General features: G+C 67.0%; 10 protein-coding genes. 2 read left to right on the forward strand and 8 right to left on the reverse strand.

Annotation, left to right across the window (positions count from 1 at the left end; all coding sequences use genetic code 11):
- Nucleotides 1-96 precede the first annotated feature (96 nt).
- The 8 genes from FAB82_RS27600 to FAB82_RS21600 all read right to left on the reverse strand — a co-directional run bounded on the left by FAB82_RS27600 (nt 97) and on the right by FAB82_RS21600 (nt 12,621).
- Nucleotides 97-1,896: a BNR-4 repeat-containing protein gene (locus FAB82_RS27600; RefSeq protein WP_211116752.1), complete on the reverse strand. Its 1,800-nt coding sequence runs from the start codon at nt 1,894-1,896 to the stop codon at nt 97-99.
- A 160-nt stretch (nt 1,897-2,056) separates the two neighbouring features.
- On the reverse strand, nt 2,057-4,318 hold the full coding sequence (locus tag FAB82_RS21570) for a rhamnogalacturonan lyase family protein (RefSeq protein WP_136536628.1): 2,262 nt from the start codon (nt 4,316-4,318) through the stop codon (nt 2,057-2,059).
- Between the two features lie 110 nt (nt 4,319-4,428).
- The gene (locus tag FAB82_RS21575; RefSeq protein ID WP_211116753.1) at nt 4,429-5,727 is read right to left on the reverse strand and encodes an RICIN domain-containing protein; all 1,299 of its coding nucleotides are present in this window, start codon (nt 5,725-5,727) and stop codon (nt 4,429-4,431) included.
- Between the two features lie 291 nt (nt 5,728-6,018).
- On the reverse strand, nt 6,019-7,020 hold the full coding sequence (locus tag FAB82_RS21580) for a LacI family DNA-binding transcriptional regulator (protein WP_211116754.1): 1,002 nt from the start codon (nt 7,018-7,020) through the stop codon (nt 6,019-6,021).
- 151 nt (nt 7,021-7,171) lie between these two features.
- Nucleotides 7,172-8,800 (reverse strand): glycoside hydrolase family 53 protein, encoded by a 1,629-nt coding sequence (locus FAB82_RS21585; protein WP_136536630.1) that lies wholly within the window; start codon nt 8,798-8,800, stop codon nt 7,172-7,174.
- A gap of 122 nt (nt 8,801-8,922) precedes the next feature.
- A complete protein-coding gene (locus FAB82_RS21590; protein WP_136536631.1) occupies nt 8,923-9,840 on the reverse strand; it encodes a sugar ABC transporter permease in 918 nt (305 codons plus the stop codon).
- 3 nt (nt 9,841-9,843) lie between these two features.
- Nucleotides 9,844-11,265, reverse strand: a complete 1,422-nt coding sequence (locus tag FAB82_RS21595; RefSeq protein ID WP_211116755.1) for a carbohydrate ABC transporter permease — start codon at nt 11,263-11,265, stop codon at nt 9,844-9,846.
- A 12-nt stretch (nt 11,266-11,277) separates the two neighbouring features.
- Complete coding sequence (locus tag FAB82_RS21600) at nt 11,278-12,621, reverse strand: sugar ABC transporter substrate-binding protein (RefSeq protein WP_136536632.1); 1,344 nt, start codon at nt 12,619-12,621, stop codon at nt 11,278-11,280.
- 345 nt (nt 12,622-12,966) lie between these two features.
- Between FAB82_RS21600 and FAB82_RS21605 the strand changes: the two genes are divergently transcribed.
- The gene (locus tag FAB82_RS21605; RefSeq protein ID WP_136536633.1) at nt 12,967-13,296 is read left to right on the forward strand and encodes a nucleoside triphosphate pyrophosphohydrolase family protein; all 330 of its coding nucleotides are present in this window, start codon (nt 12,967-12,969) and stop codon (nt 13,294-13,296) included.
- 280 nt (nt 13,297-13,576) lie between these two features.
- Entirely contained in the window at nt 13,577-15,772 is a 2,196-nt protein-coding gene (locus FAB82_RS21610) for an immunoglobulin-like domain-containing protein (RefSeq protein ID WP_136536634.1), read from the forward strand.
- Nucleotides 15,773-15,797: the final 25 nt, after the last annotated feature.

Below are 15,797 nucleotides of genomic sequence, written 5' to 3' on the forward strand. Positions count from 1 at the left end.
CGGGGGGATCGGGTTCCATGCCGCGGCCCAGCGGTGGCTCGGCCGCGGCGACTGGTCAGAGGGCTGGTCGTGCAGGAGACCGCCGGGCGGCGAAGATCAGAGTGTCCACTGTTGACCGGGGCCACTCGAGCAGGTGAACTGCTGAAGCCGGGCGCTGTTCTCGGTCGACGAACCGCTCACGCCCACGCATTTGCCGGAGTGGCGGGCGACGATCTGGACGTGGCCGCCGCCGCCGGCGTCGACGAACCGGAACTGCTGGTTGGTGCGTCCGCTGCACGTCCACTGGATGAGCGCGGCGCCGTCGGCGGTCGAGGCGCCGTTGACGTCAAGGCATTTGCCGGAGCCCTGCCCGACGATCCGGACGTAGCCGTCCCCCGCGTCCTGCAGTTCCCACTGCTGGTTCGCGCCACCGTGGCAGGTCCACTGGATGATCTCGGCCCCGTCGGCGGCCGAGCCCGAGACCACGTCGGCACACTTGCCGGAGGTCCGGTTCGCGATGTCCGTGACCTGGGTTCCGCCGCCTTCGCCGGTCGCCCAGTTCAGAACGTCGATCTGGCTGCCGCCGTAACGGGGAGCGAAGACGGAGACGACGCCGTCGAGGAGCCGGGAGTGGTCGAGCAGCGGGTCCGAATAGTACTCCACATTGGACGTGTAACGGGTGGTCCAGTCGGTCCAACCCGAGGCCTTCGACGCCGTGTAGACGCTCAGTCTTCTGGCCGAGGAGTTCCCGCTGGCGATGTACAGGTTGTCGTCCGCGTCGACGCCGATGTCGGCACGGGTCATCACGCCCGTGTACGAGAGCACTTGCCGGTTCCAGGCCTTGCTGGTCTTGTCGCGCCAGTAGTGCACGAGCACGGACTTCCTTCGCGCACTGTCGAAATTGCTGTCGTTGGAGGCAGAGGGGGCCATGTGCGAGGCCAGCACGTGGACATTGCCCGCGCTGTCGACCACCTGCGACTCCTGGTTCATGAGCCCGCGGTTCTGGCCGATGCCCACGACCCGCAGCCCGGCCGAGTCGGCGACGAGCGGATTCGAGCCGGTAGTCGCCACCACGTCGCCATTGTTGTTGCGCCAGGTGCGGCCCTGGTCCTTGCTGTAGGCGTAGTAGATGTCGTGGTTGGTGCTCGCATTCGGCGTCTCGCGCACCGTCCAGGTCATGTGGAGCAGGTCGCTGGTGTCGAGCCCGGTGTCGTCGTATTCGATGCCGAAGAGGTACGCGTTGTTGTCGGCGTCGGTCCCGTTGAGGAACTCTCCCAGGTACGTCCAGCCGCCGTCGCGGTATTCGAAGAGCACCAGGTCGCCCGCGCCGCTGGCGCCCGTGCGGATGCTCATCTGCAGCACCCCGCTCGGGGAGCGGAAGAACCGCGGGTAGGTCGCCTGCGACAGGCGCTGGCCCGCAAGGCTGTTGGACACGGCCCCGAAGCTCGCCGTCGACCAGTTCGCGGTCTGTGGTGAGGTCGCCAGACCCGCGATCGACTTGCGGTACTTCAGCACCGAGTTGTGCATGTCGAAGGAGAGGTGGATCGTGCCGTCCTGACCGGAGATGCCGATCGAGATCGTATTGTGCGAGTCGGTCGAGGTGGTCCGGTAGTCGGTGAGGCGGATGGTCTGCCACGAGTTCGCGGTGGCCTCCCGGCGGGCCAGGTTGACGTAGCCGTCCTGGTCCCACCAGGCCGTGTACTGCCAACCGTTGAACGTCGTGATGCCGTCCTGCTGGAACGATTCGCCGTTCATATAGCCCGTGTACGTCAGCGCCGTGCGGCCGTCGGTGGTGAGCGTGGTGACCGTCGGCGACCCGAGCGACGGCCCGGCCGCGGACGCCGGGACCGCGGTGAAGGCGAGCAGCGCTGCCAATGCGGCGATGAGTGCCGCCCTGACGGCGGTCCGAGGTTTCATGGGAGGGTGCCTCCTTGTTGTCGGCCTTACGGTTTCGCACCGGCGGCCGCGGTCTGACACGGCCGCCGGCGGGGAACGTCCACAAGGGCGTAAGTCGCGGTCGTGGACGGTTGCCGCGAGCCCCGGGTGCTCCGGCACAGGCACCCGGGGCTGCGGGGCTCTACGGAGTGTGGATGTCGGGCCAGGGGTAGGTCGTCACCTCCGAGCCGATGTAGAAGCTCGGGTGCGGCGGCTGGTTGTAACCGGTGTTCTGCCAGGCGATCGCGGTCCGGTACTGAACGTCGTGCATCAGCGTCGGAATGCGCAGGTTCGTCTGGTGCGGCGTGGCGTAGATCCGCAGCGCGGAGTTGTCGCTGGTGCGCCAGATGACCTCCTCACGCCAGTCCCCGAACAGGTCGACCGACAGGCCCGGGGTGGACTTGGAGCCGTTGTTCGACGACACTCCGGAGCCGTTCAGCAGCGTCCCGGACGGGTAGTTGGCGATCTGCGTGCCGTTGAGCAGCTCACGCTCGCCGTCGCCGTCCCACCAGGACAGGAAGTTGGTCATGCCCGGTTTCGACCCGATATTGCTGCCCGATGCGTTCCGCAGGCCGCTGACCAGGGACGACCAGTACTCGGAGCCGGGGTTGCTCGCCAGGATATTGGCTCCGACGCCGCGGCCGTTGTCGTCGTTCGCCACGGGGGTCTGCATGATGATCGACCCGGTGTCGCCGTCGACCAGGCGCGTGGAGGGCATGCTGGGCCATTCGCCGGGCATGAACACCTCCTGGCCCGGGTTGCTCGGCACGTGGTCGGTCACGTGCAGCGCGTCGCCGTGGCCCATGCGGGTGTTCCACAGCGGCTGCCCGTTCGAGCCGATGGCCATGGCGCCGTAGACGATGTCGTGGCGTCCGTCGCCGTTCAGGTCGGCGATGGACAGCTGATGGTTGCCCTGGCCCTCGTACTGGGAGCCGGCCTGGTTGGAGTCGAAGATCCACCGGGTGGTCAGGTCGGTGCCGTTCCAGTCGACGGCCCAGATCACCGAGCGGGTGTAGTAGCCGCGGGCGAAGATCATCGACGGGCTCTCGCCGTCCAGGTAAGCCGTTCCGGCGAGGAACCGGTCGACCCGGTTGCCGTAGTTGTCGCCCCAGCTGGCGTGGTTGCCGCGCGCCGGCTGGTAGTTCACCGTGTCCATAGCCGCGCCGGTGGTCCCGTTGAAGATCGTCAGGAACTCCGGGCCGTCCAGGATCCGGCCGTCCGAGTTGCGGTAGTCGGCGCTGGACGAGCCGATGACGGTGCCGTTGGCGTCGCGGGTGCCGTCGGCGGTCTTGACCGCGAGTTCGGATCTGCCGTCGCCGTCGTAGTCGTACACCTGGAACTGCGTGTAGTGCGCCCCGGCCCGGATGTTGCGGCCCAGGTCGATCCGCCACAGCCGCGTCCCGTCGAGCTGGTACGCGTCAAGGTAGACGTTCCCGGTGTAGCCCTCGTGCACGTTGTCGTGCGCATTGGTGGGGTCCCACTTGACGATCAGCTCGTAGTCGCCGTCGCCGTCGAGGTCGCCGGTGCTCATGTCGTTGGCCTCGTAGGAATAGGAGCCCGAGGGATTCGAACCACCCGAAGGCCGTTGGAGCGGGACATTGAAGTAACCGCTGGAGTTGAACGTCGCCTCGACACCCGCAGCGGTGCCCTCGGTGCCGTCGACCACGGCCCGCACCGTGTACTGCGAACTCGAAGAGCCGCCGTTGTCGAGGTAGTTCGTCGCACCCGTCAGCGGCGAGCCGTTGAGCTTGGTCCCGTCGCGGTAGACGTTGAACGCCACGTTCTGCGCGTCGGTGCCGAGCAGCCGCCAGGAGACGAGCCGGCCGCTGCCCGAGGGCACCACCGTGACGCCCCGGGTCAGTTCCTCGACCTCGTACTTGCCGTCTCCCGTCTGGGGCGGGGGCCCGTCGGTGACCTCGACGTAGTCGATGTTCGGCAGGCCGGAGCTGGCGGACGCCGCCAGGCGGATGGTGTTGCTCCCGGCGTTCACCGGGACGGATACGGTCTTGGTCGACCAGGCGGTCCACGCGCCGGTCGCGCTGAACGCGCTGGCCGATTGCACGGTCGCGCCGTTGACGAGGATGTTCGCCGGGCGGGAGTCGGTGGCGCCGTTGGCGTACCGGATCGCCACGGTGGCGGTCCCGGCGCTCGCGACATCGACGGTGAACTGGGCCGCCGTACCGGTGGCGTTGGTGGTGTTGCAGAACCCGCTGCCGGAATACCCGGTGTGGTTCGAGTCGATCGTGCCGTCGCAGGTGGCCGGGGCGCTCTCCGCCTCGTAGCGAACGGTGGCGGCGTCGGCGGCGCTCATCGTCAGCATGGTCGCCGCGGCGGCGACCAGCGCGATCACCGCCGCTGCCGGGGCTCGCAGGCGTCTCGCCCGTCGAGAGGTTGACTGGTTCATGGTCTCTCCGTACTTGCTGGGTTATGGAGTACCCGACCGCGACGGCGTCGGCACTGAGTGCCGGGAGGCCGCGCGACGCCGTCGCGCCGGGTGGGGCTTTGTCTTTCTGATCAGACCGCTTGGCGAGCGAAGCGCTGGTTGTCGTTGCCGGTGTACGTGTACTGGGTTATGCGGGCGCCGTCGGCGGTGGAGTACTCCCAGACGTCCATGGCCAGGCCGGACTGCCGGTTGATGATGCTGACGACGCCGCCGCCGTGCTCAGTGAGGCGCCAGTGCTGGCTCGTGGCGTTCGTGTCGGCCTGCTGGGTGATGTCCGCGCCGTTGGAGTTGCCGGCGACCTGGAGGACCAGACCCGAGTGGCGGGCCTTGATCTTGAAGTGGCCCTCGCCGGCGTCGACGAACTCGAACTGCTGGTTGGCCCGGCTGGTGGACGACCATTGGATGAGTCCGGCCCCGGCCGCGGTGGAGATCCCGTTGATGTCGGCGTACTTGCCGCTGTGCTGAGCGACCAGGCGGTAGGTGCCCGGTTCGCTGGGCGTGTCGCCGCCTAGCGAGGCTTCCCACCGGGTGCCGGAGCCGGACGCGTCGGCCGGGAGGCGGTCGCGGGCGGCGGTGTCGCCGTACATGGTCCAGCGGGCCCAGTCGACGACCGTGCGCGGGAAGCGCTGGTCGCTCCAGAAGCTGGTGTGGCTGCCGCCGACGAAGGTGAGGAACGCCTTGGGCCAGGTCATCTCGTTGTAGGCCTGGCGGGCCGAGTCGTACCCCGTGAGGTCGTCGCGGTCGCCGTGCACGAACAGGACCTTGGCATTGACCGAACTGGACGGGGTGCCCTGGTCGGTGCACGACTGCGGGTTGGCGGAGATGATGCGGCTGTCGGCCCAGCGAGTCAGCAGGCCGTGGGTGGTCATGCCGCCCAGGGAGTGGCCCGAGACGCCGACGCCGATGTCGGTGCGGATGTGCCCGGCCAGCGGGCCGCTGTTGTTGAGCGCGAGGGTGTTGGTGATGGCCTGCGAAACGTCCTTCGGGGTTTCGCCGTTGCCGACGTCGCTGGGGTTGTGGTTGAAGTGCGGGGCGGGGACGACGAAGCCCGCCTCGGCCAGGCGCCGGATGATGAACGTGGAGTTCTGCGGGCTGCTCTGGAAGCCGTGGGTGAAGTTGTAGACGGGGAAGACCCCGTTGGCGACCGGGGCGTCCGTGACCGGGTTGCCTCCGACGGTGCCGGTGGCCGGGTAATAGACGTAGGTGGTGACCGCGCGGCTGCCACGGGTCCAGTTGTGGCGGCGCACGCCCACGGCGAACGGATTGGCCGGCGCGGGATCGGCGAGCGCGGTGCCGGCGCCGAACAGGGACGTGGCGCCCACGCCCAGTGCTCCGGCCACGCCGAGATTCAGGAAGGTACGACGTTGCATTGACATTGACGACTCCTTCTAGGAGGGATAGAAAGGGAGCTGATGACGGATCGCCGACGGCGGTCCGGAATGGAGCCTGAGACACCGGCCGATGTGAATCGATCGCTGAATCGTTTCAGTTGTCAAACCGTTCCCGGCACTGTCAGTCCTTCTGCGGGTATGCGAAGGAGTCCTGGGGTTCGGCGCTGCGGCACTTGCGCCGCATGTTCGGGTTATGGAGGTGAAATCTGCTGGGAACGATCCCAGCATATCGAAGTATAACGATATAACGATTGCTAGTCAAGCCGTCCATCAAGTACTGTCGCGGACGATCAGGTCGGTCGAGAGCACCACCGGCTCGACGTCCCGCTCGTCGAGCAGCGCGATCAGGAGCCGGACCGTCTCCTCGGCCACCTTGGCGAGGGGCTGCCGCACGGTGGTGAGCATCGGGCGGGTCGCGGTGGCGATGATCGAGTCGTCGAAGCCGCCGACCGCCACGTCGTCGGGGACGCGGCGCCCGGCCGCGTGCAGCGCCTGAAGCGCGCCGGCGGCCATGAGGTCGGAGGCCACGAAGACCGCATCGAGGTCGGGGACCGAATCGAGGAGTTCGCGCATCGCGGCCTCGCCGCCGGCCTGCGTGTAGTCGCTGTTGACGATCCGCCGCTTCGTCGCCTTCCGTCCCAGCACGCTGGTGAAGCCCTCCAGACGCAGCAGACCGCCGGGGGTGTCGAGCGGGCCGGTGATCATGCCGATCCTGCGCCGCCCCTGGCCCACCAGATACTCGGTGATCTGCTGCGCCCCGCCGTGATCGTCGGCGGTGGCATAGGGAATGACGCTCTCGCGGCCGAGCACCGCGCCGCAGGCGACGGCGGGCACACCGGCGCGTTCTATCTCCTCCAGCAGCGGATCGCCGGCGTGGGTGGAGACGAGCAGCGTCCCGTCGGCGTGGCCGCCGCGCAGGTAGCGCGCGACTCGGTCGCGGCCGCCGCGGTCCCCGGCGATCATGAGCACCAGCGACATGTCCCGCTCCGCCAGCTGGTTCGTCGCCACGCGCAACAGGACCGAGAAGTTCGGGTCCTCGAACAGGCGCTCCTGCGGCTCGGACAGCACCATGACGATCGAACCGGTGCGGCTGGTCTTGAGGCTCCGGGCGGCCCGATTGACGACGTACCCAGTCTCGGCGACCGCCCGCCGCACCGCCAGCTCGGCGGCCAGGGAGACGTTGGCGTGTCCGTTGAGGACGCGCGAGACCGTGCCGCGCGAAACGCCGGAGGCCGTCGCGACATCGTTGATCGTCGGTCGTTTCCGTGCCAAGTTCTTCAACGCTCCCTTGAGTTCCAATGTTGATCCTCGCCTGGCACCGAGGGCGAGGAGGCCGCCCGCGCCGTCGGTGCCAGGCGGCCTCCTCGCCTTCGGTGTCAGGCAAGGAGGCCGCCCGCGCCCAGGGCGGCCTCCTCGCCTTCGCTTACGCGGTGCGGGTCAGGCTGACCGCATCGATATTGATCCAGTTGCCGGCCCTGGCGACCGAGTAGAACCCGACCTCGATCCGACCGCTCGTGACCTGGACGCCGGTGATGGACACCTTCGTCCACTGGGAGGTGACGGGGAGATTGGCTTGGCGTTCACTGCCGCCGTATCCCTTGGCGTACATGCGCGCGGTGGTCTGGCCGCCGCCGTTCATGACCCAGGCGGTGAGCGTGTAGGTCCCGTTCGGCACACTCTGCGACTGGTAGGCCGAGGCGGTGTACGCCGAGCCCTTCCAGAACGTGAGCTTGCTGGTGCCCTGGTAGATGCTCCCGCGGGTCTCCCGGAAGACCGCGTCGGAGTCGGCGCTGTTCTGGGCCCAGACGTTCCAGCCGGTGGCGGATCTGCCGCTCCCGGACTCGAAGCCGCCATTGGTCAGTTCGTCCTGGCCCGGCCCGGGGCCGGGGTCGCCGCCACCGGTCACCTCGCCGAAGAAGTCCAGTGTCGACAGCTTGTTCCCGTTGTGGTCGAACAGGGTCTGGTTGTCCCAGGAATTGCTCTCACCGGCGTGGTCGTTGATGTACGACATGCCCGCCGGCGTGGCCCAGCTGGTGTCGCCGGTCCATGCCGCCTCCCACCAGACCAGGCCGCGCCCGCGGTCGTTCGGCACGTCGGCGATGGCGTCCTGCAGATCCCGCAGGAACTGCGTCTGGCCTTGCACCGTGGCCGCGTAGCCCGATTCCTGGGCGTGGCTGCTGGTGAAGATGTTGCCGCGGCCGTCGCCGTCCTGGAGGGTCCAGGCGTAGGCGGTCTCCACGACCATGACGTCCTTGCCGTAGCGCGAGGCCACGTCGTTCATGTTGTTCCGCAACTGGCTCATCGTGCCGTGCCAGTACGGGTAGTAGGACAGGGCGATGATGTCGTACGGGACGCCCTGCGCACGGGCGTTGTCGAACCAGGTGCGGTACGCCCCGTTGTTCCCGCCGCGGTCGAGGTGCAGCGCGATCTCGATACCGCTGCCGCCCGCGTGGACGCCCTCGATGCCGGCCTTGAGCAGGCCGCCGAGCTGGTTCCAGTTGGAGGTGCTGCCGGTGGGCTGCAGCATCCCGTGGGTGATCTCGTTGCCCACCTGGACGATGTCGGGTGTGGCGCCCGCGGCCGTCATCTGCGACACGACGTCGCGGGAGTAGTCGCGCACCGCGGTGACCAGCTGGTTGTAGGACAGGCTCTGCCAGGCCTTGGGCTTGATCTGCTTGCCCGGGTCGGCCCAGAAGTCCGAGTAGTGGAGGTCGAGGAGGACGTCCATGCCGAGGTCCTTGGCGCGCTGCGCCAACTCGATGGTCTTCTCCAGGTCGTTCGTGCCGCCGCCGTAGGCCTGGCCCGAGGTGCTGTACGGGTCGTTCCACAGCCGCAGCCGCACCAGGTTGGCGCCGCTGTCGGCCATGATCTGCAGTGCGTCGCCCTGCACGCCGTCGTCGTAGAAACGCTCGCCGGCGGCCTCGACCTCGGCGAGTGTGCCGACGTCGACGCCCATGTAGAAGTCGTCTCTGACTGCCTGGGCCGGGGAGGCCGTGGCGAACGCGACGAAACTCATGGCGGCCACCAGGGCCACCGCGAACATCCGTCTCATGTGTCGCTCCTTTGCGATCGAGGGGGGTCGGGCGCCGCTGGGCGCCCGTTAACGGCGGCGAGGAGCCGCCACCGAGCTTGAGCGGGCCCTGTCGGACCCGACCTGTTGCGGCCGTGGGGACCTCATCCCTTCTCCGCGCCCGCCATGGCCCCGGTGACCAGGTGGCGTTGCAGGACGATGTAGAGGATCGTGATGGGCAGGGCGAGCGCCACCGCGCCGGCGGCGAAGGTGGTGAAGTCGTTGCTGTACTGGTCGGTGATCATCTGGAACAGGCCCAGGGCCACGGTCTGCTTGCCGCTGCTCTGGAGCAGCAGCCTGGGGAGGATGAAGTCCATCCACGGCATCGTGAACGACGTGATGGCCACGAAGGTGAGCATGGGTCGCATGAGCGGCAGGATGATCTTGCGGAAGATCGTGAGGCGGCTGGCGCCGTCGATCGCCGCGGCCTCGTCCAGGCTCGCGGGCAGGTTGTCGGTGTAGCCCTTCATGAGCCAGGTGTTGTAGGGCAGGGTGGCGGCGATGCTCACCAGTGCCAGGCCCGTGAGCGAGTCGAGCAGGCCGAAGTTGAGGAACAGCATGTAGACGGCGATGGCGGTCAGGAAGCTGGGGAACATCTGGAGGATGAGGATCCCGAGCATGCTGGCTTTGCGACCGCGGAAGCGGATGCGGGCGAACACCCAGCCGCACAGCGCCGACAGGGTGACCGAGCCGATCATGTTCAGCGTCGCGACGTAGAGCGAGTTGAGGTACCAGCGCCCGTAGTTCGTCTGTGTGAACAGGTGGAGGTAGTTGTCGAAGGTCGCGTTCTCGGGAATGGGGGTGGCGTTCGCCAGTCCCCCGCCGGGGCCGAAGGAGGAGCCGACGACCCACATGAGCGGGTAGATCACGATGACCGCGACGATCACGAGTACGAGGTGGACGAGCACGCCGGTGGCGCCGTCGCGCAGCCGCTGTCGGCCTTCGACGGTGCCCCCGCGGCGGCGGGGGCGGTTCGGGTTCACCGGGGGCCGGAGCTCGGGGTTCGCTGGAGTGGCGGCCATGGGTCAGAGCTCCCGGATCGCTTTGGTGCGGTTGAGGTTCAGTACCGAGATGGAGCCGACGATGACGAAGATGACCAGGCTCATCACCGCGCCGATGTTGTAAAGGCGGTTGTCGAGCGTGAGCTTGAACAGCCAGGTGACGAGCAGGTCGGTGCTGCCGGCGAACCGGTAGTCCACATTGTCTGGACCCCCTTCGGTGAGGAAGTAAATCACCCCGAAGTTGTTGAAGTTGTGCACGAACGCCAGGATGATCAGAGGCGTGACCGTCCGCTGGACGATCGGCACGGTGATGTAGCGGAACTGCTGCAAGGGCCCGGCGCCATCGATGCGGGCGGCTTCGTAGTAGCTGTCGGGAATGTTCGCGAGGACGCCGCCGACCAGGGCCATGAAGAACGGGAATCCGAGCCACAGGTTGACCAGGAGGGCGACCCCTCGCGCCAGGTTCGGGCTGGTCGGGTCAGTGAACCAGTAGACGCGCTCGTCGGTGAGTCCGACGTCGACCAGCCATTGGCTGATGGGACCGAACTGGCCGTTGAACATCGAGCGGAACACCAGCGCTGAGACGATCGCGGGCACGGCCCACGGCAGCAGGTAGATCGAGCGCCACATCCGGGGGAACTTGACCCTCTTGCTCGCCAGGAGCACGGCAATGAGCAGGCCCGCCGCGTAGGTCGTGACGGTCGCGACGACCGCCCACACGAGGGTCCAGACGAGGATGCCCCCGAAGGTCGCTGCCCACGAGGGGACTGTGAAGATCGTCGCGAAGTTCTCCAGGCCCACCCAGCCGACGAGGTTCTTCGGCGGCAGGTTGTCGCGGCTGTAGTCGGTGAACGCCACGAGGATGCCGAAGAGCACGGGCAGCACCGACATGAAGACCAGCAGGATCAGACCGGGCGACAGTGCGATGTAGGCGAAGGCGCCCTCCCACAGGCGCCCGAAGTAGGCGCCGGAGGCCTCGGTCTGGCCGCCGCCGTTCAGGGCGGCGCGATAGCGGGCCGCGTCGCGAACGCTCCAGATCCAGACGATGGCGAGCAGCGCCAGCGTCAGGAGGGCGATGAGGCCGTTGGCCATGAGGACGATCGAGTTGTCGCCCTCGGTCAAACCGGTCAGGGTCATCTCGCGCGGCTGCGTGCCGAGGGTGAACAGGCCCCACAGTCCGCGGACGAAGAACCCGCCGTTCGAGCGTGGTGTGAACTCCATGCCGGCGTAGTAGTTGCCGGAGACGATCTCCCAGAGGACGGTCCCGGCGAAGAACGCGAAGAAGAACGCGGCCTTGCCCACTTGACGGTTGATCAGCTGGCCCGCGCCCCACACCAGCGCCGAGGCGAGGCCCGGCACCGGTGTGGGGAGCCCGGGGCGGGCCCTCTCCGGCCCGCGCGGGGTGCGGGCCGGAGAGGGGAGCTCGGGGGTCTCAGTGGTGGTCACAGCGGTTGATCCCTAGATCCCGTGCAGTTCGTTGTACGTCGTCACGGCCTTCTCCTGGGCCGCGGCGGAGTCGGACAGGTCGTCCCACACGTCGACGACCATCGCGTCGCCGACCTCCCAGAAGTACTCCGGCACCTGAGGAACGAGTTCGGCCTGAGCGGACTGGGCGACGATGCCGCCCACGTGCGGGTCGTCCCCGATCCCTTCCACACCCGAGAGCAGGTCCTCGTTGAGGGCCGGGATCTGGCCGCTCGAGGCGTACACGGCGGCGGCACCGGCGTCGGAGGCCATGAAGTTCGCGAAGACACGCGCCGCGGCCGGGTATTCCGAGTAGCCCGAGACGGCTGCGACGTGCATCCCGGCGAAGGTCGCGGCCGGACCGCCGCCTTCCACGGCGGGCATCGTGGTGACCCCGTATTCGAAGCCGTTCTTCTCGGCCCCTTCGTCGAAGAGCGAGAAGCTCCAGGGACCGGTGGTGACGTACGGGGTCTCGCCCTTGGCGAAGCCCTCCTCGATGACCTCCCAGGTGCTGTCGGCGCTCGGCACGTTGTAGATCTCGCGCAGACCGGCGTAGTACTCCAGCGCCTCGGCCAGGGCCGGGTCGCCGAAGCCGGGTTCGTCGACGTTGCCGTCGGGGTAGACCTGCCAGCCCGCGGATGCCAGGATCGGGTAGGCACGGTAGATCTCCATGGTGGACATGCGGATCGTCCACCGGTTGGCCCCCGGGTCGTTATAGGTCTCGGCGAGTTCGACGATCTCCTCCCAGGTGCCGGCGGGCTCGGGCGAGCCGGTGAGCTCCTCGAGGAGCGTCATGTTGTACATCAGGGCCATCGACTCGGTGGTGACCGGGACGGCGTGCATGTCGCCGTCGTCGTTGCCGACCACGCCCGTGAAGGTCAGGCTGATGCGTGATTCGAGGATCTCCTGGTACCGGCCGAGGGGCGCGGCGGTGCCGTCGTCGATCGCGTTGGGGATCTCGTTGTAGAAGGTCATGAAGACGTCGGCGCCGGTCCCGGCTTCGCCGGCCAGGGCCATCTTGTCGACCGCGTCGTGCTTGCCGACCAGTTCGTATTCGACCTTGACGTCGGGATACTGCTCGTTGAAGGCGGCGATGACGGCCTCGGCCAGGTAGTCCTCCTCGAACCAGACCTTGAGGGAGGCCTCGCCGTTGGCGATCTCCTCCTCCAACACGTACTGCTGGGCCTCTTCGTCCCATTCGAGGTCGCCGTCGTCCTCCTCGCTCTCAGTGGGCCCGCCGCAGGCGGCCAACGTGCCGGCGGTCGCGGTGAGACCGCCCAGGGCGAGCAGACGACGGCGGTTCAGCGCCAGGTCCGCGGCAGCTCCATTGCTTCGCATGTCAAGTCCTTGTCTTGGTCGATCAGTGATGAGGGGAATCCGGGTGCCGACGGTGGGCACCACCGGACTGTGAACGTTTACATCAAAGTAGCGATATGCATCACTGGACACAAGACATATATGACCTTTATGCGGCTTTTGACCGAAGATTATTTCGATAAAATGATTGCAGTTCGGAAACGACCGCGACCGATGAAAGCGGTTTCAAGCGCAAATACGCCCAACTTGCGTGCACGTTCACAGTCCTGGTCGCCCGGCGCGATCGTGGTCGCGACGCCGCGGCCCGGGCGCTGGCCTCGCAGAGGCTTCTTCCTTACCCCGCAAGAGAGCCCATACGCTTAGGGCATGAACTTGGATGAATATCAGGAGGCGGCACTTCGCACCGCCGCCCCCCGGCACAAGCACAATGAGCTGTTTCATCTCCTGCTCGGCCTCGTGGGTGAGACGGGCGAGATCGCGGAGAAGGCGAAGAAGATCGTTCGCGACAAGGGCAGCGACTTCTCTCAGTGGGACACCGAGGACGTCAAGCAGGAACTCGGCGACACGCTTTGGTACCTCGCCGTTATCGCGGACCACTTCGATCTGGCGCTAGATGATGTCGCCGAGCACAACATCGCGAAACTCGCTGACCGACAGAAGCGAGGCGTGCTCGGCGGTAGCGGCGACAATCGTTAGACCCTCGCGGATCGGCGCCAAGCGCGATCAGCACCGCATTCAAACGCGAAGTGGGATAATCGCCGCTGCGCTACCGAAATCGGGTGCACGGCGAGTCCTCAGCGAGCGCCGAGTTCGTTTCGCCCCAACGACTCTCGGTTCGGTCATCGGGTCCACTCCTTTGCCTGCACGCGCCTGTAGTTACCGTTCACAAATTGTGATATTCCAGCGTTTATTAATGTCGATATGCGAGCTAAGCTGTCGGAACATATTTCCATAACCACCCAGATCGGTATAGACAATGAAGTCTCAACGTCTCCTGTGGACGGCTGTGGCGGCGGTTGCCGCCGTGGCGATCCCCTCCGCGGCGGCCATAGCCGCGACACCAAACTCACCCCTCCTCTGGTACGAATTCGACGAGACGGGCGGCACCGTCGTCCACGATTCCTCCGGCAACGGCCTCGACGGCACGGTTGTCGGCGGCGCGACCTGGGGTGACGGCCTCGAACTCGACGGCATCGACGACCACGTCGACATGCCCGACGACCTCATGGCGGGGCTCGACTCCATCACCGTCACCGCCGAGGTGTGGATCGAAGCCGACCAGCCGAGCCCCTACTTCATCTACGGACTCGGGAACACCAGCGGCGACCGGGGCGACGGGTACCTGTTCACCACCGGCAACGGCTACCGCACCTCCGTGAGCACCTGCCACTGGACGTGCGAGCAGAACGTGAACTCCGGCCAGAACCTCACCCGCGGCACCTGGAACCACCTGGCCTACACCCTCACCGACTCCACCGGGATCCTGTACCTCAACGGCCAGGAGATCGCCCGCGAGAGCGTGACCATCACCCCCGGCGAGATCGGCGGCGGTGCGACCGCCGCGAACTACCTCGGCCGCTCGATGTACCCCGGTGACCGGTACCTCCACGGCAGATTCGGCGACTTCCGCATCTACGGCGACGCACTCCCCGCCGCCGAGATCGGCGACATGGCCGCCCACATCGGCGCCGAGAAGGCCGCTGCCGACGCGGCCGCGATCGACCTCGGAGACACCAGCGCGGTCACGGCCGACCTGGACTTGCCCGCCAAGGGCGCCAACGGCTCGCAGATCACTTGGGTCTCAAGTGATTCGGCGGTAATCAGCGACACCGGCGCGGTCGTCCGCCCGGCCTCAGACCAGGAAGATGCGACGGTGACCCTCACAGCAAACGTGGTCCTGGGGAACGTGTCCGAACAACGCCACTTCACCGTGACCGTCCCGGCCGAGCTGGACGACCAAGAGGCCGTCGCCGCCGACTCGGCCGCGCTCGACGTGGTCAACGTCGACGATGTCCGCTCGGCGCTCCATCTGCCCACCGAGGGCGCCAATGGAACCACCATCACCTGGAAGTCGGACAACCCCGACGTGATCTCGACCGACGGCCTGGTCAACCGCGACGAACCCGGCGGCCAGACCTACACCGTCAACCTGAAGGCCACCATCGAGCGCGGCGGAGAGAAGGAAAAGCGCAAGTTCGAAGCCACCGTCCCGCCGCTGCCGGAGCAGGCCGGCGACTACGAGGGCTACTTCTTCACCTACTTCACCGGCGAAGGCACCGCGAACGGCGAGCAGATCTACGCCGCGCTCAGCGACGGCAACGACCCGCTGCGCTTCGGCGAGCTCAATGGCGGCCAGCCGATCCTCACCTCCGACCAGGGTGACCAGGGGGTGCGGGACCCGTTCATCATTCGCTCGCCCGAGGGCGACCGGTTCTACATGATCGCCACCGACCTGAAGATCCACGGCAATGGCGACTGGGACGGCGCGCAGCGCCACGGCAGCCTCTCGATCATGGTGTGGGAATCGACCGACCTGGTCGATTGGGGCGAGGGTCGCCTCGTCCAGGTCTCGCCCGAATCGGCCGGCAACACCTGGGCGCCCGAGGCCTACTGGGACCCGGAGCAGAACGCCTACGTCGTCTTCTGGGCCTCCAAGCTCTATGAGAACGCCGACCACAGCGACAGCACCTACAACCGGATGATGTACGCGACCACCCGCGACTTCGTGAACTTCTCGCAGCCGCAGGTGTGGGTCGACAAGGGCTACTCCACCATCGACTCCACGATCATCGAGGACGAAGGAACCTTCTACCGGTTCACCAAGGACGAACGCTCGAACACCTCGGGCTCGCCCTGCGGCAAGTTCATCATGGGCGAGACCTCGACCTCGCTGTCGAACACCGAATGGGACTTCCAGACCGAGTGCATCGGCTCCGGATCCATCAACCAGGGCGAGGGCCCGCTGATCTTCAAGTCCAACACTGAAGAGAAGTGGTACATGTTCGTCGATGAGTTCGGCGGCCGTGGCTACGTGCCCTTCGAGACCACCGACCTATCGAGTGGCGAGTGGACCCCTTCGTCGGACTACGACCTCCCGGCGAGCCCGCGCCACGGCACCGTGCTCCCGGTGACCGCAGAAGAGTACGAGCGCCTTCAGCAGGCCTGGAACTGATCGCCGAAACGAGAATCGGTACCGC

Source organism: Glycomyces buryatensis (assembly GCF_004912275.1).
Lineage (GTDB): Bacteria > Actinomycetota > Actinomycetes > Mycobacteriales > Micromonosporaceae > Glycomyces > Glycomyces buryatensis.